At 70.0% G+C, this 18,338-nt stretch carries 15 protein-coding genes; 7 read left to right on the top strand and 8 right to left on the bottom strand.

Going from position 1 to position 18,338, the window contains the following annotated elements; translation table 11 throughout:
• Nucleotide 1 precedes the first annotated feature (1 nt).
• Complete coding sequence (locus BM133_RS10855) at nt 2-2,236, top strand: xanthine dehydrogenase family protein molybdopterin-binding subunit (RefSeq protein ID WP_093433609.1); 2,235 nt, start codon at nt 2-4, stop codon at nt 2,234-2,236.
• A gap of 6 nt (nt 2,237-2,242) precedes the next feature.
• Here BM133_RS10855 and BM133_RS10850 read toward each other — a convergent pair whose 3' ends face one another.
• The 3 genes from BM133_RS10850 to BM133_RS10840 all read right to left on the bottom strand — a co-directional run bounded on the left by BM133_RS10850 (nt 2,243) and on the right by BM133_RS10840 (nt 5,515).
• Nucleotides 2,243-2,602, bottom strand: coding sequence for a hypothetical protein (locus tag BM133_RS10850; protein WP_093435253.1), 360 nt, complete (start codon nt 2,600-2,602; stop codon nt 2,243-2,245).
• 106 nt (nt 2,603-2,708) lie between these two features.
• Entirely contained in the window at nt 2,709-4,118 is a 1,410-nt protein-coding gene (locus tag BM133_RS10845; RefSeq protein WP_093433608.1) for a GTPase/DUF3482 domain-containing protein, read from the bottom strand.
• On the bottom strand, nt 4,115-5,515 hold the full coding sequence (locus BM133_RS10840; RefSeq protein WP_093433606.1) for a DUF2868 domain-containing protein: 1,401 nt from the start codon (nt 5,513-5,515) through the stop codon (nt 4,115-4,117). Before BM133_RS10840 ends, BM133_RS10845 begins: the two co-directional genes overlap by 4 nt.
• Nucleotides 5,516-5,953: 438 nt before the next feature.
• Here BM133_RS10840 and tssE point away from each other — a divergent pair, with 438 nt between their 5' ends.
• Nucleotides 5,954-6,541 carry a type VI secretion system baseplate subunit TssE gene (gene tssE, locus BM133_RS10830; RefSeq protein ID WP_093433603.1) on the top strand — a complete coding sequence of 196 codons (588 nt, stop codon included), beginning with the start codon at nt 5,954-5,956 and terminating at the stop codon, nt 6,539-6,541.
• 45 nt (nt 6,542-6,586) lie between these two features.
• The gene (gene tssF / locus BM133_RS10825; RefSeq protein ID WP_093433602.1) at nt 6,587-8,467 is read left to right on the top strand and encodes a type VI secretion system baseplate subunit TssF; all 1,881 of its coding nucleotides are present in this window, start codon (nt 6,587-6,589) and stop codon (nt 8,465-8,467) included.
• A 7-nt stretch (nt 8,468-8,474) separates the two neighbouring features.
• Here tssF and BM133_RS10820 read toward each other — a convergent pair whose 3' ends face one another.
• On the bottom strand, nt 8,475-9,056 hold the full coding sequence (locus BM133_RS10820) for a TetR/AcrR family transcriptional regulator (protein WP_093433600.1): 582 nt from the start codon (nt 9,054-9,056) through the stop codon (nt 8,475-8,477).
• 92 nt (nt 9,057-9,148) lie between these two features.
• On the opposite strand from BM133_RS10820, the gene BM133_RS10815 reads away from it, so the two are divergent.
• Nucleotides 9,149-9,577, top strand: coding sequence for a VOC family protein (locus BM133_RS10815; RefSeq protein WP_093433599.1), 429 nt, complete (start codon nt 9,149-9,151; stop codon nt 9,575-9,577).
• Between the two features lie 16 nt (nt 9,578-9,593).
• Here the strand turns inward: BM133_RS10815 and BM133_RS10810 are convergent, their stop codons facing one another.
• Nucleotides 9,594-10,559, bottom strand: a complete 966-nt coding sequence (locus tag BM133_RS10810; protein WP_093433597.1) for a GlxA family transcriptional regulator — start codon at nt 10,557-10,559, stop codon at nt 9,594-9,596.
• Between the two features lie 70 nt (nt 10,560-10,629).
• Here BM133_RS10810 and BM133_RS10805 point away from each other — a divergent pair, with 70 nt between their 5' ends.
• Complete coding sequence (locus BM133_RS10805) at nt 10,630-11,322, top strand: GNAT family N-acetyltransferase (RefSeq protein ID WP_093433596.1); 693 nt, start codon at nt 10,630-10,632, stop codon at nt 11,320-11,322.
• On the opposite strand, the gene BM133_RS10800 is transcribed toward BM133_RS10805, so the two are convergent.
• Nucleotides 11,319-13,175, bottom strand: a complete 1,857-nt coding sequence (locus tag BM133_RS10800) for an ABC transporter ATP-binding protein (RefSeq protein WP_093433594.1) — start codon at nt 13,173-13,175, stop codon at nt 11,319-11,321. The genes BM133_RS10805 and BM133_RS10800 overlap by 4 nt on opposite strands.
• 72 nt (nt 13,176-13,247) lie before the next feature.
• Entirely contained in the window at nt 13,248-14,183 is a 936-nt protein-coding gene (locus tag BM133_RS10795) for a LysR family transcriptional regulator (protein ID WP_093433593.1), read from the bottom strand.
• Nucleotides 14,184-14,283: 100 nt separating this feature from the next.
• On the opposite strand from BM133_RS10795, the gene BM133_RS10790 reads away from it, so the two are divergent.
• On the top strand, nt 14,284-15,117 hold the full coding sequence (locus BM133_RS10790; protein ID WP_093433591.1) for a DODA-type extradiol aromatic ring-opening family dioxygenase: 834 nt from the start codon (nt 14,284-14,286) through the stop codon (nt 15,115-15,117).
• Nucleotides 15,118-15,127: 10 nt separating this feature from the next.
• Here BM133_RS10790 and BM133_RS10785 read toward each other — a convergent pair whose 3' ends face one another.
• Entirely contained in the window at nt 15,128-17,272 is a 2,145-nt protein-coding gene (locus BM133_RS10785) for a prolyl oligopeptidase family serine peptidase (protein ID WP_177224780.1), read from the bottom strand.
• Nucleotides 17,273-17,436: 164 nt separating this feature from the next.
• Between BM133_RS10785 and BM133_RS10780 the strand changes: the two genes are divergently transcribed.
• Nucleotides 17,437-18,327 carry an alpha/beta fold hydrolase gene (locus BM133_RS10780; RefSeq protein ID WP_093433588.1) on the top strand — a complete coding sequence of 297 codons (891 nt, stop codon included), beginning with the start codon at nt 17,437-17,439 and terminating at the stop codon, nt 18,325-18,327.
• Nucleotides 18,328-18,338: the final 11 nt, after the last annotated feature.

Here is an 18,338-nt window from a genome sequence, read left to right as displayed (position 1 = left end):
GATGGCAAACCCCACGATCACGACGAAGAAGAACATCCCTCGTGCAGGCGCTGAGCGCGTCGATGCGCACGACAAGGTGCGCGGCGTCACGCGCTATGCGGCCGACGACGCGCGCCCGGGCCTGCTGCATGCCGCGCTGGTGCCTTCGCGCATTGCGCGCGGCAGCATCACGCGCATCGACACCTCGGCCGCGCAGCGCGTGCGCGGCGTGCGCACGGTGCTCACGCACGAGAACGTCGGCAGCTTCGACACGGGCGGCTTCCTGATGGGCGGCGGCTTCGGCTTCCAGAGCTTCTACCCGCTGCGCTCGGCGCAGATCGCCTACCGCGGCCAGAGCGTCGCGGTGGTGGTGGCCGACACGCTCGAAGCGGCGCGCGAGGCGGCCGCGCTGGTGGTGGTCGCGTATGAGGCGACGCCGTTCGTCGCGACCCTCGATGCCCCCGATGCCGAGCCGCTCGCGCAAACGGCGGTGCTGCCGCAGCCCATGTTCGCCGACCGGCGCGTGGGCGATCCGGAAGGCGCGCTCGCGGGCGCGGCCGTGACGGTGGACCTGCGCTACACGCTGCCCGCGCAGCACCAGAATCCGATGGAGATCATCGCGACCGTGGCCGAGTGGGAGGACGGCGTGCTCACCGTCCGGGAGCCGACGCAGAACGCCGAGGGCGTGCGCCACGGCCTTGCCAGGCAGCTGGGCATCGAGCCCGCCAAGGTGCAGGTGCTGTCGCCCACGCTGGGCGGTGGCTTCGGGCAGAAGAACTCGCTGCAGTCGCACACCGCCCTGGTGGCAATCGCCGCGCGTGCGTTGCAGCGGCCGGTGAAGCTGGTGATGACGCGCGCGCAGCTCTTCCACAACGCGAGCTTTCGCCCCGCGAGCCGGCACCATGTGCGGCTCGGCGCGGACCGCGACGGCCGGCTCGTCGCGGCGGTCCACGAGATCGACCAGCAGACCTCGCGGCACGACCTGTTCCCCTCGTTCGGCACCGAGATCACGTCGCGGCTCTACGGCATCGGCAACTACCAGGGCCGCGAGCGGCTGGTGCGCACCGACGTGCAGACGCCGGGCTACATGCGCGCGCCGTTCGAGCACCCGGCGGCCTTCGCCTTCGAGAGCGCCATCGACGAGATGGCCTATGCGCTCGGCCGCGACCCGGTGGCCTTCCGGCTCGCGAACGACGCCACGGCCGATCCGCTCACCGGCAAGCCGTTCTCCTCGCGCCATGTGGCCGAGTGCCTCATCAAGGGCAGCGAGACCTTCGGCTGGGCGCGCCGCACGATGGCGCCGGGCTCGATGCGCGCGCCCGACGGCAGCCTGGTCGGCTGGGGCGTGGCCATCGGCACGTACAAGGCGGCCGTCGCGCCGGCCATCGCGACCGTGCGGCTGAACACCAGCGGCACGGTGCGCGTGGCGGTCGGCGGGCACGAGATGGGGCAGGGCATGCGCACGGCGATTGCCGTGACGGTGGCGCGCGCGCTCGGTGCACCGGTGGCGGCCGTCGAGGTCGCGCTGGGCGACACGCGCGCCGCGCCGCAGCACCTCACGGCCGGTTCATGGGGGACGGCCACGGCGCTGCCGCCGGTGCTGGAGGCAGCGCAGCGGCTGATGGAAGACCTGCGCAAGAACGCGGGCAGCACGGCCAGCGAAAGCGGCGTGACCGCGCTCGCCTTGCTGCGCGCCTCGGGCCGGCCGTTTGCCGAGGCGGAGAGCCGCCGCCGCGCGCCAGGACAGCCCGAGCAGGTGTTCGGTCGCTTGACCGGCGGGCTGCCGGCAGCGGCGGGGCCGGTGTACCCGGACTTCGTCGGCTTCAGCTTCATCGCCCATTTCGTCGAAGTGCGCATCGAGCCGACCACGCGCCGCATCCGCGTGCCGCGCGTGGTGAGCGTGGCGGACTGCGGTGCCGTGGCGAGCCCGCGCACGGCGCGCAGCCAGGTCGAGGGCGGTGTGGTCTGGGGCATCGGCGCGGCGCTGCGCGAGGTGAGCGAGGTCGATCCGCGCTACGGCGGCTTCCTGAACGCCGACCTCGCGGAGTACGTGATGCCGGTGGCGGCGGACATCGGCCGCATCGAGGTCGATTTCGTCGGCAAGCCCGACCTGCGGCTCAACGCGCTGGGCGTCAAGGGCCTGGGCGAAGTCGCGATGGTGGGCGTGGCGCCGGCCATCGTGAACGCGGTGTTCCACGCAACCGGCAAGCGGCTGCGTCGGCTGCCGCTGATGCTCGAAGACCTGCTGGACAGTTGAGCTTTTTCAGCGGTTGCTGCCGAACGCGTTGACGTGCACCTCCACGAGGTCCACGAACTCGGGCAGCTCCAGCAGGAACTCGGGGTCGCGTGCCAGCGGCGCCACGCGCAGCGGATCGCCGCGGCTGGCGTGCATCGCCTGCATCTCGTCGATCGAGCGCCAGAACGACACGGTGCGGAATTGCGCCACGTTGCCGTTCAGCTTGCGGAAGTACTGCACGCCGAGGCAGTCGGGCTTCTTCGCGATCTCCGCGATGCCGTGCTCGACGCTGTAGCGCAGGTACTCGTCCGCCCGCGCAATCGGCGTGCGGCCTTCCCAGATGCGCCCGATCAACGGGGTGGACAGGAGCTTGCATTCGACGGCCATGAGGTCTCCTTTCGATGTGCCGGTGAACATGCTTGGAACGCTGGACCGCTTGCGGCGGCCGGCGCGTAGGAGCCGGCCAACGCCGGCTGCAAGCCAAGCCCGGGCGTCAGGCCTCGAAGGCGGGTTGCAGGGCGCGCGCGAGGTCGGCAACCAGCGCTTCGCGCTGCGGCGAAGGGCGCCAGAAGCTGCGCGTCGCGATGCCGGTCGATTCCCACTCGGGGTGGTTGCGCGCGGGCTGCGCGCCGCGCACCGCAGCGGCCGCGGCGCGCGTGGGCGCGTCGCCGTCCTGGGGTGTCTCGGCGGCGATGCGCTGCGTCGCCGCATGGCCGCGCCGCTCCAGCGCCTGCGTGAGCTTGAGCTGCCAGGCGACCAGCGTGAAGAGCACGCCGTCTTCGACCGTGACCTCGTGCACGTCGCGCAGCTTGTTGGCCAGCTTGCGGCCCAGCGGCCCCCAGCCCTGCGACACCGCACCGCCGATGGCACCGCCCAGCGCCGCGCCCGCGCCGAGCGAAATGCCCGCCACGGCGAGGTCGGCCACCACGCCCACGGCAGCGCCGATGACGGCGCCCTTGCCCAGACGCAGGCCCGCGTCCTTCATCGCTTCGGGGCTGAAGAAATCGAGCGTCCAGCGGCCTTCGATCGCCTGCAGTGGTGCCTCGTCGGCATCGCCTTGGCGAAAGCCGTACAGCGCGAGCAGGTCGTCGGTGCAGCGCTGGGCCTTGTCGAACACGGTCTTGCGAAGGGCCGAGACGAGGGCTTCGCGCCGCGCGGCGTCGGCGAATTCGGTGGCCGACACGGTGCGGCGGATCGCGGCTGCATCGACCAGCAATCCGGCGATGCGCGTGCAGGCGGCACGGCGGCGCTCGGCGGCCTCGGTGTCCAGGAAATCGGCCACGCCCCGCAGCTGGTCGCGGCGTTCACGCAGCAGCGTGGCAAGGTCGTCGTACAGGTCGCGCTCGGCGCCGACGAAAGGCGCAGCCGCATCGAAGCGCACCTGCACGTGCAGGCCGTAGGCCGAGAGCAGTTCTTTCCACGCGGGCTCGCGGCTGGCTGCATCGCGCACGAAGTTCAGCACCGGCAGCACGGGACGCGCGCAGGAATTGAGCAGCTCGATTTCGTCGCGGAATTTCGGCAGCACCGGCTCGCGCACGTCGATGACGAGAAAGGCCGCATCGATGTCCAGCATGGTGCGCAGCACCTTGGCCTCCTGCTCGAACACGCCGTGGGCTTCGGGCCCTTGAAGGAAGTGGCGGATGCGCTCGGGCGGCGTGGCCTGCGTGTCGAAGCCCGCCAGGTGCTCGCGCAGCGCCACCGCGTCTTCCAGGCCCGGCGTGTCGAAGAAGCGCACGGCGGCTTCGCCGTTCACGTCGAGATCGGCCGATTCGACATGGCGCGTGGTGCCGGGGCGCTGCGAGACCTCGCCGAAGTCGACGCGCCGCGTGAGCGTGCGCAGGAGCGAGGTCTTGCCCGCGTTGGTGTGGCCGACGACGGCGATGCGGATGGCGTCTTGCGTCATGGCGTCGATGTGGAGACCAGTCCCTGCAAGGCGGTGTCGAGCCGGTCGCTGGCGGCGATGCGTTCGAGGCCCGTATCGCGCAGCCAGTCGATCCAGCGGGTGGATGCGCCATCGCCGGCCGCCTCGGCCAGCCAGACGCGGCATTCGCCGCAATGCGCGAGCACTTCGCGCAGGAACCGTTCGGTGCCGCGGTCGGGGCTCGATGCGGCGTGGCACACCAGCAGCACGGCGCGCGGGCGGGCCTGCGCCAGCTGGTCGAGCAGCGTGCGGCGGGCGGGGGCGCTGCCGTCGATGCGCAGCACCTGTGCGGCATCGGGGGGCATGCCGGTGGGCGGCCACGGCGTGTCCGGCGGCAGTTCGAAGCCGATGATGAAGAGCGCGTCCTGCAGTTCGGAGGGCGCCAGCCGGGCGGGCGTGGCGCCGCGGGTGCGCCCCGGGTCCGCATCGACGATGGCGGCCGGCGCGAGCGCGGCGAAGCGTGTCAGCAGCTTGCGGTAGTAGGGCTCGCTCCAGTCGGGCTGCAGCGCCTTGCGGCGGGCGCGCCAGACGGCGGCGCTCAACAGCACCAATGCCAGGCGTGGCAGCAATCCGTAGACCACGATGCAGCCGGTCAGCCACATCGCCCAGGTGCGCTGGCCCGCGGCGCCCGGGGCTGCCGAGAGAACCGTGGCTGCGTCAGGCACCGGAAAGCCCAGCTGCGCCGGCGCCCAGCCCAGCACCTGCACCGCGTGCACGAAGAAGGCCGGATCGAGGATCGTCGTCTCCCAGCTCAGCGTGTAGCTGCGAAAGGCCAGCGCGAACAGCATCGCGGCCAGCACCACGGCGAACGACAGCGACCAGATGCCGTGGCTCACGAGTCCGAAGGCCCAGGGCAGCAACCGGGCGCGGGTCAGCAAGCCGGTGGTCGCACGCACCAGCAACGGCGCCTGGCCGCGCTTGCCGCCCGCCACGCGCGCGGTGAGCGACAGCCAGATCCAGCCGAGCGAGGCCGTGCCGAACGATCCCGCCGGCAGCCACAGGCCGATGAGCCAGAGCAGCAGCGTGAGCGCATGCAGCCCCAGGAGGCTCACGAGCGCGACGATCACGTTGATGTGGCGCTCGCCACCGCCCACCACGTTGCCCGCGAGGCCCAGCCCGGCCATGACGATCAGCGCCACCAGTGCGAGCAAAACCCAGGGCGCCCACTGGCGGGCGCGTGTCATTTCAGATTGAAGCCCGAGGCGCTCGCCGAGGTGAAGGGCGCGTTCGGTGATGCGGCCATGGCCGTCGTTCGCACGCGAGGCGGCGGTGCGCAGGGCCTGCGCGTCGTCGAGCGGACCGGCCTGTTCGGTCCATCGGATCGCCTCGGTGATCACCGCATCCGGAAAGGCAGGTTCGCGCAACGCGGTGTTGATCAACAGGGTCCCTTCGCTTGTCAGGCCCTGCGGAGTGCCGGGGCGCCGGAATTATGCCCGGCGCCTTGCGAGCGCCCATGAGAAACGGGGCCGCGTGCGGCCCCGTTCTCGACGGGATGTCGGATCGAAAAGCGCGGTGCGTTCTCAGCGCAGGCCGAAGAACGACAGCACGGCGACAACGACCACGACCAGACCGACGATATAGATGATGGAATTCACGCGAGGACTCCTCGTTGATTGGGATGAATCAAGGATCGGGCTTAGGCGCGGCGGGCGATGTCGGCGGGAGGCGGTGGGTGCTGTAGGACTCGCAAAGCGCGCTGTCCATGACAAATCCCCGGTTTGGACGGCTTTGTCAGCGTGTGCCGGCAGATGTGACCATTGTTTGCAATGCGCGGCCCGCATCCACGCAAGACTCTGGCCCTTCCAGAAAGGCCAGCCATGCGACCTGCCGAGCAGTCTTCCTTCACAGGCACCCACCCCGCGCACCCTGGCGCCCGTTCGCCCCGACCGGCCGATGCCCCGGCCATGCATCCCAATGCGCAACTGCTCCCCACGCTGTTCGACCGCCTGCGCGACGAAGCCCCGAGCCGCGAGAGCGAACTGCCCGCCGAGTACGCGGTGACGCCCGCGCAGATGCGCGGCATCGTGCAGCGCGACCTGGCCTACCTGCTCAACACCACCAACGCCGAAGACCTGATCGACCGCACGCGCCATGCCGAGGCGGCGTCCTCGACCATCAACTTCGGCGTGCCGCCGCTGGCGGGCAGCTACCTGTCGGAGCGCAAGTGGGCCGACATCGAACGCATCATCCGCCGCGCCATCCAGGACTACGAGCCGCGGCTGATTCCGGAGACGGTGACGGTCGTGCCGCTCATGAAAGAGGGCGGCGCGGCCGGTGACTACAACGTGCTGCTGTTCGAGATTCGCGCGCTGATCCACCTGAGCCCCTACCCGCTGGCATTCACCGTGCAGAGCGCGGTCGATCTGGAAACCAATCGCATGCGCGTGATCTCTTCCGCGCGCTGATCTTCATCACGACAACAAGACTTCATTCAGGGAAAAGACATCGCCATGGACCCGCAACTTCTCGACTACTACAACAAAGAGCTGGTCTACATGCGCGAGGCCGCGAGCGAGTTCGCCGCCTCGCACCCCAAGATCGCGCGGCGCCTGGGCATGCACGGCATCGAGGTGGCCGACCCGTACGTGGAGCGGCTGATCGAGTCGTTCAGCTTTCTCTCGGCGCGCATGCAGATCAAGCTGGACGCGGAGTTCCCGCGCTTCACGCAGCGGCTGCTCGAAGTGCTGTACCCCAATTACCTGAGCCCCACGCCGTCGATGGCGGTGGCGCAGCTGCACCCGAGCGTGAAGGAGGGCGACTTCACCCGCGGCTTCAAGGTGCCGCGCGGCACGGCCTTTCATGCGCGCGTGCCGGCGGGCGAGGAAACGCCGTGCGAGTTCCGCTCCAGCCAGGACGTGACGCTGTGGCCCATCGAGATCGTCGATGCGAAGCTCACCGGCGCGCCGCCCGACATTCCCGCGCTGGAGCGCTACCTGCCGCCGCATGTGCAGGTGACGGGTGCGCTGCGCCTGCGGCTGCGCACCGTGGGCGCAATGGGCTTCGGCGCGCTGGCCGGGCTCGACCGGCTGCCCATCTACCTGCGCGGCAACGAGCACGTGGCCTCGCATCTGTTCGAGCTGCTGCACACCTCGGCGGTCGCCACCTTCGTGGGCGAGCCGGGCACGCTGATGGCGCGGCCGCACGTGGTGACCGAGGGGGCGCTGGTGCATGAAGGGCTGGCGCCGGGGCAAGGGCTTTTGCCGCTGGCATGGAACACCTTTCATGGCCACAACCTGCTGCACGAATACTTCGCGTGTCCCGAGCGCTTCTACTTCTTCACATTGACCCAGCTGGCGCCGGGCCTTGCGCGGGCACAGGGCAAGGAGGTCGAGATCCTCGTGCTGTTGAGCAAACCGCCGGGGCCGTTGGGCGCGCTGGTCGATGCGGGGCAGTTCGCGCTCTTCAGCACGCCGGTGGTCAACCTCTTCGAGCGGCGCACCGACCGCGTCGAACTCAACGCGGCGCAGCCCGAGTTCCACCTGGTGCCCGACCGCTCGCGGCCGCTCGACTTCGAGGTCTATTCGGTCCAGCGCATCGCGGGCCAGCAGGCGCAGACCACCGCCGAGATGGAGTTCCGCCCGCTCTACCAGACGCTGAACGACGACGAGGGCAACCACGGCCGCTATTTCTCGGTGCGCCGCGAGCCGCGGCTCGTGTCCGGCACGGCGCGCAAATACGGCACGCGCACGCCGTACATCGGCACCGAGGTGTTTCTCTCGCTGGTCGACCAGCACGAGGCGCCGTATCCGGAGAGCCTGCGCTACCTGTCGGTGAAGGCGATGCTCACGAACCGCGACCTGCCGTGCCTGGTGCCGCGCAACGGGCATTCCGATCTCGCGGTGTCCGATTCGATCCCGGTGTCGGCGGTGGGCCTGATCCGCCCGCCGAGCACGCCGAAGTCGCCGTTCGCGCAGCGCGAAATCGCCTGGCGGCTGATCCGCCAGCTGGGCTTCAACCACCTGCCGCTGGCCGACATGCCGCACCGCGAGGGCGCGCAGGCGCTGCGCGACATGCTGCGGCTGTTCGTGTCGGCCGACAGCGACGTGCTGCGCCGGCAGATCGACAGCCTCGTGGGCTCGCGCATCGAGCCGGTGACGCGGCGCCTGCCGGGCTCGGGCCCGTTGATCTACGGGCGCGGCGTGCAGTGCACCCTGAGCGTGGACGAAGAGGGCTTCTCGGGCACGAGCCCGTACCTGCTGGGCGTGGTGCTGGAGCACTACCTTGCGCGGCACGTGAGCATCAACGTGTTCACGCAGACGACGCTCGAATCGATGCAGCGCGGCACGGTCGCCAAGTGGCCCGTGCGTATGGGCGGGCGCGGGATCGTCTGAGGGCCGGTCAGCGTTTCCTGACGGGTCCCAGCGCCTGCTCGACCAGCCAGCGCATGGCCGCGCGGACCTCCCTGGGGTCTGCGCCCGCGTCGATCTCCAGCGCGGCGCGGTCGAAGGCGGCCGACAGCAGTTGCGACAGCGCATCGACGGAGACTTCGCCGCGCCCCATGCCGGCGCGCCTGAGGCCCTCGCGCAGCGACTGCGCCGCGTTGGCATCGTCGATCGCCATGGCCTCGGCCATGCCCAGCACGGCCGGGCCGTCGACCAGCAGGAGCCGCGTGCGGCCCGGCACGGTCATGGCGTCCAGGTAGGCCTCGCTGCCCTGGAGCAGCGCCGCGCGCGGGCCGAGCCGCTCGGGCGTGGCGGCCTCGATGTCGGCCGCGACCGCCATCGCCTCGCGTGCCAGCACCTGGCGGAACAGGTCGCGCTTGTCCGCGAAGTGGTGGTACAGCGCGCCACGGGTGATGCCCGCGGCCAGCGCGATTTCGGGGGTGGAGGTGTCGCCGTAGCCCTTGCTGACGAAGAGCGCGCGGGCGGCTTCGATCAGTGCGAGCTGGGTGCTTTCGGTGCGTTCGCGATTGGTGGCCATGGGAGGTAATTTACATGCAGGCTGTCTGTAGGTTAATATTTGATTTGCATGCAGTCTGTATGTTTTATGAAAGGACCTGTCCCATGCTTCCCATGAAAGTCACGAGCTACTACCCCGTCGTCATGACCGAAGACGTGGCCGGCACCGCCGCCTTCTACCAATCGCACTTCGGTTTCGTGCCGCTCTTCACCAGCGACTGGTACGTGCACCTGCAGCTGGAGGGCGAGCCTTCGGTGAACCTGGCCGTGCTCGACGGCCGCCACGAGACCATTCCCGCGCCGGCGCGCAGCCAGGTGGTGGGCGGGCTGCTGCTGAACTTCGAGGTGGACGACCCCGACGCCGTTCACGACCGGCTGAAGGCGGCGGGCCTGCCGATTCTTCTGCCGCTGCGCGACGAGGCCTTCGGCCAACGCCACTTCATCACGCGCGACCCGAACGGGGTGCTGATCGACATCATCAAGCCGATCCCGCCGAGCGGGGAGTTCGCAGCGCAGTACGAGGCCGGCGCGCTGCCCGCGTGATGCGCAAGCGCGGGCGCTACCTCATCATCTCCGCGCGAAGCTCCCGCACGCCGCGCCCGAGCTTGCGGCGCAGGAGGTTCCTCAAGGTCGAGGCATCGGCATAGCCGACCTCCTGCGCAATGCCGTCCAGGTCGCCGCCGGACGACACGAGCTGCTTGGCGTGCTCGATCCTCAGGTCCTGGAAGAACGCGAGGGGCGACTTGCCCAGCACCGCTTCCATCCGGCGCTGCAGGGTGCGCGGGTGAACATGCAATGCATCCGCCGAAGCCTGCAGCGAGAACCCTTGCGCGAGATGTTCGCGCGACCAGCGTTCGAACCTTGCGATCAACGGATCGGCGTGGGCCACGAAGTCCGGGATGATGTACTGCGCTTGCGACGAGCGGCTGTCCACGAGCATCAGCCGCGCCACGCGCGCCGCCAGCTCGGGGCTGGCCTGCCGCACCAGCCAGAGCGCCAGGTCGAGGTGGCCCATCATGGCGCCCGCCGTCACCACGCCTCGCGATGTGATGACCATGCGCGAATCGTCCAGCTTCACCGCCGGATAACGCTGGCGAAAGAGGGGGGCGAGCGACCATGTCGTGGTCGCTTCCCCGTGGTCCAGCAGCCCCGCGTCCGCGAGCAGGAACGTGCCGATGCAGGCCGCCGCGATGCCGATGCCTTCCGCATGCCAGGCACGAAGGTGGTCCTTGGCTTCGCACACATCGCGGCGCCCCAATGCTTCTACGAGGCTCGCGGGCTGCTTGGCATTCAGGGCCGGTACCACGACCCAGTCGGGCCGTCCGAGCGCGCTCGCCGGCTCGACCGTGGTGGAGAACCCCATGGCCGTGCGGATGCGCCTTCTGACGCCGACGAGCCGCACGTCGAACGGCTGTGACGCCGCGCCCTGGAGCAGGGCCAGTTCGTTCGCCGTGGCAAAGGTGTCCAACAGGGCGGTGATGCCGGTGTCGAACGCGCCGTCGAGGGCAAGGACGCAAAGCTTCATGTCGTGAATCGCATCAAAGATGTCGTTTGCGACTGTAGCCCAGCGCGGGCCCGCTGCCTAAACTGAGCGCATGACCAAACATCCCGACGAAAACCGGCTCGACAACCCGCCATGGTTCGCCCTCGCCACGAAGCAGGCGCATCTGGGACAGCGCGGAGAACTCGCCGCCCGCTACCACCCCGATGTCGCCGCGTTCGCCGGCGTGGCGAACACGACGCCCGAGGCCTTCCGGCAGCTCGGCCTGCTCCTCGCGGCGGGCGAGCATGTGCTTCTCACGGCCGTCGAGCCGCTGCCGCCAGTGGAAGGGATGCACGCGGAGCGCCTGTTCGCGGTGTGCCAGATGGTGGACACCGCCGAGGCGGCGAGCGCCCCGCAAGAGGACGTGCGCCGGCTGGGCGCCGTCGACGCCCCCGCGATGCTGGCACTGGCCCTGGAGACCAAGCCCGGCCCCTTCGGCACGCGGACGCACGAGATGGGCAACTACATCGGCATCCGGGACGGCGGGCGCCTCGTCGCGATGGCCGGCGAACGGATGCGGTTCGACGGATACACCGAGATCAGCGCGGTCTGCGTGAACGATGCGAACCGCGGCAAGGGGATCGCAGGCCGCCTCATGAACGTCCTTCGCCGCGAGATACGCGGGCGCGGCGAAACGCCGTTCCTGCACGTCCGCGACGACAACGCGACGGCCATCGGGCTCTACGAACGCCTCGGGTTCCGGACCCGGCAGACGTTTCATCTGTACCGGGTCGGGTTCGGCTAGGCCCTGAGCGCTTCTTCTCCGTCGAGCGAATCGCCCAGGAAGCCGCCGCTCTGGTGCGCCCACAGCCGCGCATAGAGGCCGCCCTGCGCCATCAGCGTGCGGTGGTCGCCTTCTTCCACCACGCGGCCTTCGTCCAGCACGATGAGCCGGTCCATCGCCGCGATGGTCGAGAGCCGGTGCGCGATGGCGATCACGGTCTTGCCTTCCATCAGCGTGTACAGGCTCTGCTGGATCGCGGCTTCCACTTCGGAGTCGAGCGCGCTGGTCGCCTCGTCGAGCAAGAGGATCGGCGCGTCCTTGAGCATCACGCGCGCAATGGCCACGCGCTGGCGCTGGCCGCCCGAGAGCTTCACGCCGCGTTCGCCCACGTGCGCCTCGTAGCCGCGCCGGCCGCTCGCGTCGCCCAGCGTCTGGATGAAGTCGTGCGCTTCGGCGCGCTTGGCCGCCGCCTCGATCTGCGCGTGCGTCGCATCGGGCCGGCCGTAGGCGATGTTGTCGGCCACCGAGCGGTGCATGAGCGAGGTGTCCTGCGTGACCATGCCGATGTGGCTGCGCAGCGAATCCTGCGTGACGTGCGCGATGTCCTGCCCGTCGATGAGGATGCGGCCGCTCTCCAGGTCATGAAAGCGCAGCAGCAGGTTCACCAGCGTCGACTTGCCCGCGCCCGATCGGCCGACCAGGCCGATCTTCTCGCCGGGCTTGACGACGAGGTTCAGGTCGTCGATCACGCGGCGGCCCGCGTCGGCGTAGCGAAAGCTCGCATGGTCGAAGCGCACTTCGCCGCGCGGCACGTCGAGCACGCTGGCGTCGGCCGCATCCAGCACCGTGCGCGGGCGCGACAGCGTCTTCATGCCGTCCTGCACCGTGCCGATGTTCTCGAACAGGCTGGTCATCTCCCACATGATCCAGTGCGACATGCCCTGCAGCCGCAGCGCCATCGCGGTGGCGGCGGCCACCGTGCCCACGCCCACCGTGCCGTTCGACCAGAGCCACAGCGCCGTGCCCGCCATGCCGGCCGTGAGGCCCATGCTCAGCGTGTGGTTGACGATCTCGAAGGCGCTTACCAGGCGCATCTGGCCGTAGCCCGTGTGCATGAAGTCGCGCATCGCATCGCGCGCGAAGCCCGCCTCGCGCTGCGTGTGCGAGAAGAGCTTGACGGTCGCGATGTTGGTATAGGCATCGGTCACGCGGCCGGTCATGAGCGCGCGCGCATCGGCCTGCGCCTTGCCGACCTTGCCCAGGCGCGGCACGAAGTACACGAGCGAGCCGACGTACAGCGCCAGCCAGATGACGAAGGGCCACACCAGCTGCGCGTCGAGCACGCCCACCAGGATGATCATGGTCGCGACGTACACGCCCATGGCCACCAGCACGTCGGCCAGCACGAAGATGGTGTCGCGCACCGCAAGCGCGGTCTGCATCACCTTGGCCGTGATGCGGCCCGCGAACTCGTCCTGGTAGAAGGCCATGCTCTGGCCCAGCATCAGCCGGTGGAAGTTCCAGCGCAGGCGCATCGGCAGGTTCACCGCCAGCGTCTGGTGCTTGACGATGGTCTGCAGCGCCACCACCAGGATGCTGGCCACCAGCACCGCGGACATCCACAGCAGCATGTCGCCGCGCTCGGCCCACAACCGCGACGGCACCTGGCCGCCGAGCCAGTCGACGATGCGCCCGAGGATCGCGAACAGGGCCGCCTCGAAGATCGACATGACGGCCGTGAGCGCCGCCATGACGGCGATCTTGCCGCGCACGCCGTGCGTGCAGGCCCACAGGAAGGCGAAGAAGCCTTGGGGCGGCAGCGGCGGTTCGGCGGCGGGGTAGGGGTGGAGGAGTTTTTCGAAGAAGCGGAACAAGGACACGGTCTCCCAGAGAGCCTTGGACTTTAGCCGCGCCCGCAAACCCTTGCCCTGAAAAGGTGCGTTGTTCTAGCGCTTGCGTGGCTTCGCGCCGACGTGCGCCGTTGCCTTTGGTTCCAGCGCGCCGAGCCGCTCGCCGAGGAAGTCGATGAAAGTACGCAGCTTGGGCGCCATGTACTGGCGGCTGGTGTACACCGCGAAGAGCGTGACGGGCTCGGCCGCGTACTCCGGCAGCAGCCGCACGAGCCGGCCCTCGGCGAGGTCGTCGTCGATGAGCCACAGCGGCATGAACGCGATGCCCATGCCCGCATGCACCGCGTGCAGCGTGAGCGTGGTGTCGTCCGAGCGCATCGCCGGCGTGAGGCGCAGCGGCAGCATCCGCCCGCCAGGTCCCTTGAGCGCGAGGTTGTCCAGGTTCACATAGCTCGGCACGATCGCGCCGAGCCGCGACAGGTCGGCGGGCAGCGCGGGGCAGCCGCCCATGCGCTTCAGATAGTCGGGCGTGCCCGCGAGGTGAAAGGGCACGCGGCACAGTGGCCGCGCGATCAGCGCGGGCGAGGGCTCCTGCGTGGCGCGCAACGCGAGGTCGTAGCCGTCGGCCGCGAGATCGACCTTGCGGTTCTCCAGGTGCATGTCGATCAGCACTTCGGGAAAGCGCTCGCGGTAATCGGCGAGCACGCGCGCAAAACGCGGCGTGGCACACCACACCGGCGCGCTCACCTTGAGCTGGCCGCGCGGCGCTTCGCTGGTCTGGCCGATCGCGGCCTCGGCCGCATCGAGCAGGTCGAGCGCGCGGCGGCTCTGCTCGTACCAGGCGGTGCCGGCTTCGGTCAGGCTCAGGTGGCGGCTGGAGCGGTGCAGAAGGCGCGCGCCGAGCGACTTCTCCAGCTGCGCCACGTGCTTGCTCGCCATGGGCGGCGACATCGAAAGCCGCCCGGCCGCGGCCGTGAAGCTGCCGGCCTCGACGACCTCGCGGAACACGCGCAGGCTGGTCATGCGGTCCATCGATGGTTTCCTCCGGAGAAATGATTCGATGCATCGTAGCCTGTCGATTTCTTTTCAGGAAATGTCTACAGTCGGTCCAACGCTTTCAAGGAGCATCGACTTGACCCACGACAACAACGCATCCGCCACTTCGCGCCTCCCCACGTACTTCATCTCCCACGGCGGCGGCCCGTGGCCCTGGATGAAGAAGGAGATGGGCCCCACCTACGACCAGCTGGCCGCCTCGCTCGCCGACATGCCGCGCCAGATCGGCCGCACGCCCAAGGCCATCCTCATGGTGTCGGCGCATTGGGAAGCCCCGGCTTTCACGGTGCAGGGCAATCCCAAGCCGCCCATGATCTACGACTACGGCGGCTTCCCGCCCCACACCTACGAAGTGCGCTACGACGCGCCCGGTTCGCCCGAGCTCGCGCAGCGCGTGCAGTCGCTCATCGCGGCGGCGGGCCTTCCGGTGCAGATCGACCCCGAGCGCGGCTACGACCACGGCATGTTCTCGCCGATGGCCGCGATCTATCCGAAGGCCGACGTGCCGGTGGTGCAGCTGTCGCTGCGCCGCGGACTCGATCCGGCGGAGCACCTGGCGCTGGGCCGTGCGCTCGCACCGCTGCGGGACGAAGACGTGCTGATCGTCGGCAGCGGATTGAGCTATCACAACCTGCGCAACTTCGGCCCGCAGGCGCATGGCGTGTCGAAGGCCTTCGACGACTGGCTCGATGCGGCGGTGGTGAAGGGCGCTCCGGCCGAGCGCGCCGCGCATCTGCAGAACTGGGAAACGGCGCCCGCCGCGCGCATCGCGCACCCGCGCGAGGAGCACCTGATTCCGCTGATGGTCGCGGTCGGCGCGGCCGAGGCGGATGCCGGCGAGCGCGTCTACCACGAGGACGCCTTCATGGGCGGGCTCGTGGTGTCGAGCTACCGCTTCGGCGGCGCCTGAGCGAGGCGGTTCAGGCCGCCGGCTCGTCCGCCTTGCGCTGCAGCATGCCCATGAGGAAGGTGTGCAGCAGCGCCTCGCGCGTGGCGAGCAGCTGCGGCGTCGCACGGCCCAGGTGGCCGCCGCTGGTTTCCTCGTACAGCCACGCCTGTGCATGGCCCAGCGCCCGCATGCGCGCCACCATCTTGCGTGCATGCGACGGGTGCACGCGGTCGTCGTTGCGGTTGCCGATGAACAGCGTGGGCGGGTAGGCCGCGCCGTCACGCGCGCTCTTCAGGTTCTGCAGCGGCGACCAGCGCGCGAGCACCGCGCGGTCCGCCGCCACCGCCGGGTCGCCGTACTCCTCGATCCAGGAGGGCCCCGCCGTGAAGCGCGTGAACTCGAGCATGTCGGTCAGCGGCACGCGCGCGACCGCGGCGCCGAAGAGCTCGGGCCGCTGCACCAGCACGGCCGACACCAGCGCGCCGCCGTTGCTCGCGCCGTAGATGCCGAGCCGCCGGGGGCGCGTGATGCCGCGCCGCACCAGGTCTTCGGCGACCGCGATGAAGTCGTCGAACGCGGCCTGCCGGCGCGCTCCCTTCGCCGCTTCGTACCAACTGGAGCCGAACTCGCCGCCGCCGCGGATGTGCGCCAGCACGTAGACGCCGCCGTAGCGCAGCCAGTTGATGCCGGGCATGCGCTGGTAGTCCAGTTCGAGCGCGATGCCGAAGCCGCCGTATCCGTAGAGCAGCGTCGGCGCATGGCCGTCCGTGGCCAGCGCGGCGGGCGCGATCACCGTGTAGGGGATGAGCGTTCCGTCGGCCGAGCGCGCCTCCAGCCGCTGCGCCTTGAGGCCCGCGGCATCGAAGAAGGTGGCCTGCCGCTTGAGGGGCGCCCAGGGCTTGGGCTCGGCGACATCCATCAGCCCGAAGGTCTGGGGCACGAGCGGTGCCTGCGTGGTGAGCCACACCAGGTCGTTCTGGTCGGAGCGGTCGGCGCGGATGCCGACCACGCCGGTGTCGGGCAGCGTCACTTCGCGGGGCTCGAAGGTCTCGCCGGTCCAGCGCAGGTACAGCAGGCGCGGCTGCAGATTGTCGGACCAGGCAATGGCGAAGCCGTCGCGCACGCGTTCCCATCGGATCAGGCGCTGGCGCGATGCCGTGGACAGCAGCACGTGGAAGCGGCGCTGCGGTTGCGTGGCGGTGGCGATGGGCGTGGCGAGCACGCTGCCCGCGGCGTGGCGCGCGGTGCCGTCGTCGAAGTCGCTGCGCAGCCAGAGCACCAGCCAGCCTTCGCTCAGCCAGGTGGTCGCATCGAGCGGGAGGTCCAGCAGCGGCGAGAGCGTGTCGCCCTGCAAGAGCTGGTAGCGGTTCTGGAAGAAGCTCAGGCGCCGTCCGACCAGCGCGGCGGCGGGCCGTCCGTCCTTGGGGTCGAGGGTGTCGATCGACATGCTCATGTCGGCCGCTTCGCCGCGCACCAGCTCGGGCGCTTCGGCCAGCGCGCTGCCGCGGCGCCAGCGGCGGATCGTCAGGGGGTAGCCGCTGCGGCTGAGCGCGCCGCCGGCGGACTCGGTGGCCACCAGCACTTCGTCGTCGCCATACCAGTCGGCCCACTGCTTGGCCAGCGGCAAGCGGAACCCGGCCGCCACGAACTGCCGGGAGGGCAGGTCGAACTCGCGCATCTCGGTGCGGTCCGCGCCGCCGGGCGAGAGGTAGACCAGCGCGCGTTCGCCGTTCGGGCTCAGCACGTAGGAGGCGAAGGTCCAGGCGCGGCCTTCCTGTTGCCCGAGCTTGTCCAGGTCGATCAGCACCTGCCAGTAGGGCCGCTCCTTGCGGTATTCCTCCAGCGTGGTGCGGCGCCAGACGCCGCTCGGCTGGCCGGCGGTGCTGTAGAAGTTGTAGAGGTGGCCGCGGTGCGGGCGCACGAACTGGATGTTGCTGTCGCGCGCGGACACGGCGGACAGCGTCTCCTCGTAGCGGCGCGTGTAGTCGGGCAGGCCGGTGATCAGCTGCCGGGCCTCGGCCGTGCGCGCCTGCACCCAGGCCAGCGCCTCGGCGCCGTCGGGCTGTTCGAGTGCGGTGGAAAGATCGGTGGTGTCCTGCGCCCAGGCGGCGAGCGGTTGGACGAGGGGCTGGGACAGGGCGAGCAGCGCGAGCTGGCGGCGATTCAACAGGGTCATGGATGGGGCGGCCTGCGCCACGCATCGTGGGCAGGCCGGTGGCCTCTCTGCTTTTTTATTCGTTGAAGGGCGGGCGACCTGTTCGGCGGGCGCTGCGGCGGATTCTATGCAGGGCATCCCGGCCGTCCGCTGCGGCGCGGAAGGCCGCGCGGCAAAATCGGGGGATGCCTCTGACCCTCGACAGCCCAGACACCCCTGAAAGCCCTGAAGCGTCCGCAGCGCGCAGCGAAATCGCGCGCATCGATGCGCTCTCCACCCACCACGACCCCGTGCACGACGGCGTGCGCGTGCGCTGGCGCCGCTTCGGCACCGACACCACGCAGCCGCCCATCGTGCTGCTGCACGGCGGCCATGGCAGCTGGATGCATTGGCTGCGCAATGCCCAGGCGCTCTCGGCCGAACGCACGCTGCTCCTGCCCGACATGCCGGGCTTCCACGATTCCGATGCGCTGCCGCGCGTGGCACCCGGCGAAGACTCGCTGCCGCCCTTGCTGAAGGCGCTCGGCGGCACGCTCGATGCGCTGGTCGGCGCGGGCACGCCCATCGACCTGGGCGGCTTCTCCTTCGGCGGCCTCACCGCCGCGCGCTTCGCCGTGCAACGCGGCGCGGTGCGCAAGCTCGCGCTGCTGGGCAGCGGCGGCCACGGCACGCTGCGCCGCATGACGGCGCAGATGATCAACTGGCGCGCCGCGCCCGACCGCGAAGCCGAGCGTGCCGCGCTGCTGCACAACCTGGGCGCGCTGATGCTGCACGACACCTCGACCATCGACCCGCTGGCCTTCGAGATCCATGACATCTCGTGCCACTGCACGCGCTTTCGCAGCAAGGAGGTGTCGCAGGCAGGCGGCCTTCGCAAGGCGATCGACGCGCTGGGCGTGTCGACGCTGCTGCTCTGGGGCGAGTACGACGTCACGGCCGATCCGCGCCCGCTGGTGGCGCAACTCGCGAGCGAAGGCCCGCACCGCGAAGGCGTGGTGATCGACGGCGCGGGACACTGGGTGCAATACGAACGCGCCGCCGAGACCAATGCGCAGCTCTTGAAGTTCTTCGGCTGAACCTCGCAGCC

The sequence above is a fragment of the Variovorax sp. 770b2 genome, from assembly GCF_900115685.1.
In the GTDB taxonomy this organism is placed as follows: Bacteria; Pseudomonadota; Gammaproteobacteria; order Burkholderiales; family Burkholderiaceae_C; genus Variovorax.
This window is presented reverse-complemented; position numbering and strand designations above follow the sequence as displayed.

Coding starts and splice junctions, on each gene's coding strand:
- BM133_RS10855 (WP_093433609.1), top strand. CDS start 2: ATGGCAAACCCCACGATCACGACGAAGAAGAACATCCCTCGTGCAGGC.
- BM133_RS10850 (WP_093435253.1), bottom strand. CDS start 2,602: ATGGCCGTCGAATGCAAGCTCCTGTCCACCCCGTTGATCGGGCGCATC.
- BM133_RS10845 (WP_093433608.1), bottom strand. CDS start 4,118: ATGACGCAAGACGCCATCCGCATCGCCGTCGTCGGCCACACCAACGCG.
- tssE (WP_093433603.1), top strand. CDS start 5,954: ATGCGACCTGCCGAGCAGTCTTCCTTCACAGGCACCCACCCCGCGCAC.
- tssF (WP_093433602.1), top strand. CDS start 6,587: ATGGACCCGCAACTTCTCGACTACTACAACAAAGAGCTGGTCTACATG.
- BM133_RS10820 (WP_093433600.1), bottom strand. CDS start 9,056: ATGGCCACCAATCGCGAACGCACCGAAAGCACCCAGCTCGCACTGATC.
- BM133_RS10815 (WP_093433599.1), top strand. CDS start 9,149: ATGAAAGTCACGAGCTACTACCCCGTCGTCATGACCGAAGACGTGGCC.
- BM133_RS10810 (WP_093433597.1), bottom strand. CDS start 10,559: ATGAAGCTTTGCGTCCTTGCCCTCGACGGCGCGTTCGACACCGGCATC.
- BM133_RS10805 (WP_093433596.1), top strand. CDS start 10,630: ATGACCAAACATCCCGACGAAAACCGGCTCGACAACCCGCCATGGTTC.
- BM133_RS10795 (WP_093433593.1), bottom strand. CDS start 14,183: ATGGACCGCATGACCAGCCTGCGCGTGTTCCGCGAGGTCGTCGAGGCC.
- BM133_RS10785 (WP_177224780.1), bottom strand. CDS start 17,272: ATGACCCTGTTGAATCGCCGCCAGCTCGCGCTGCTCGCCCTGTCCCAG.
- BM133_RS10780 (WP_093433588.1), top strand. CDS start 17,437: ATGCCTCTGACCCTCGACAGCCCAGACACCCCTGAAAGCCCTGAAGCG.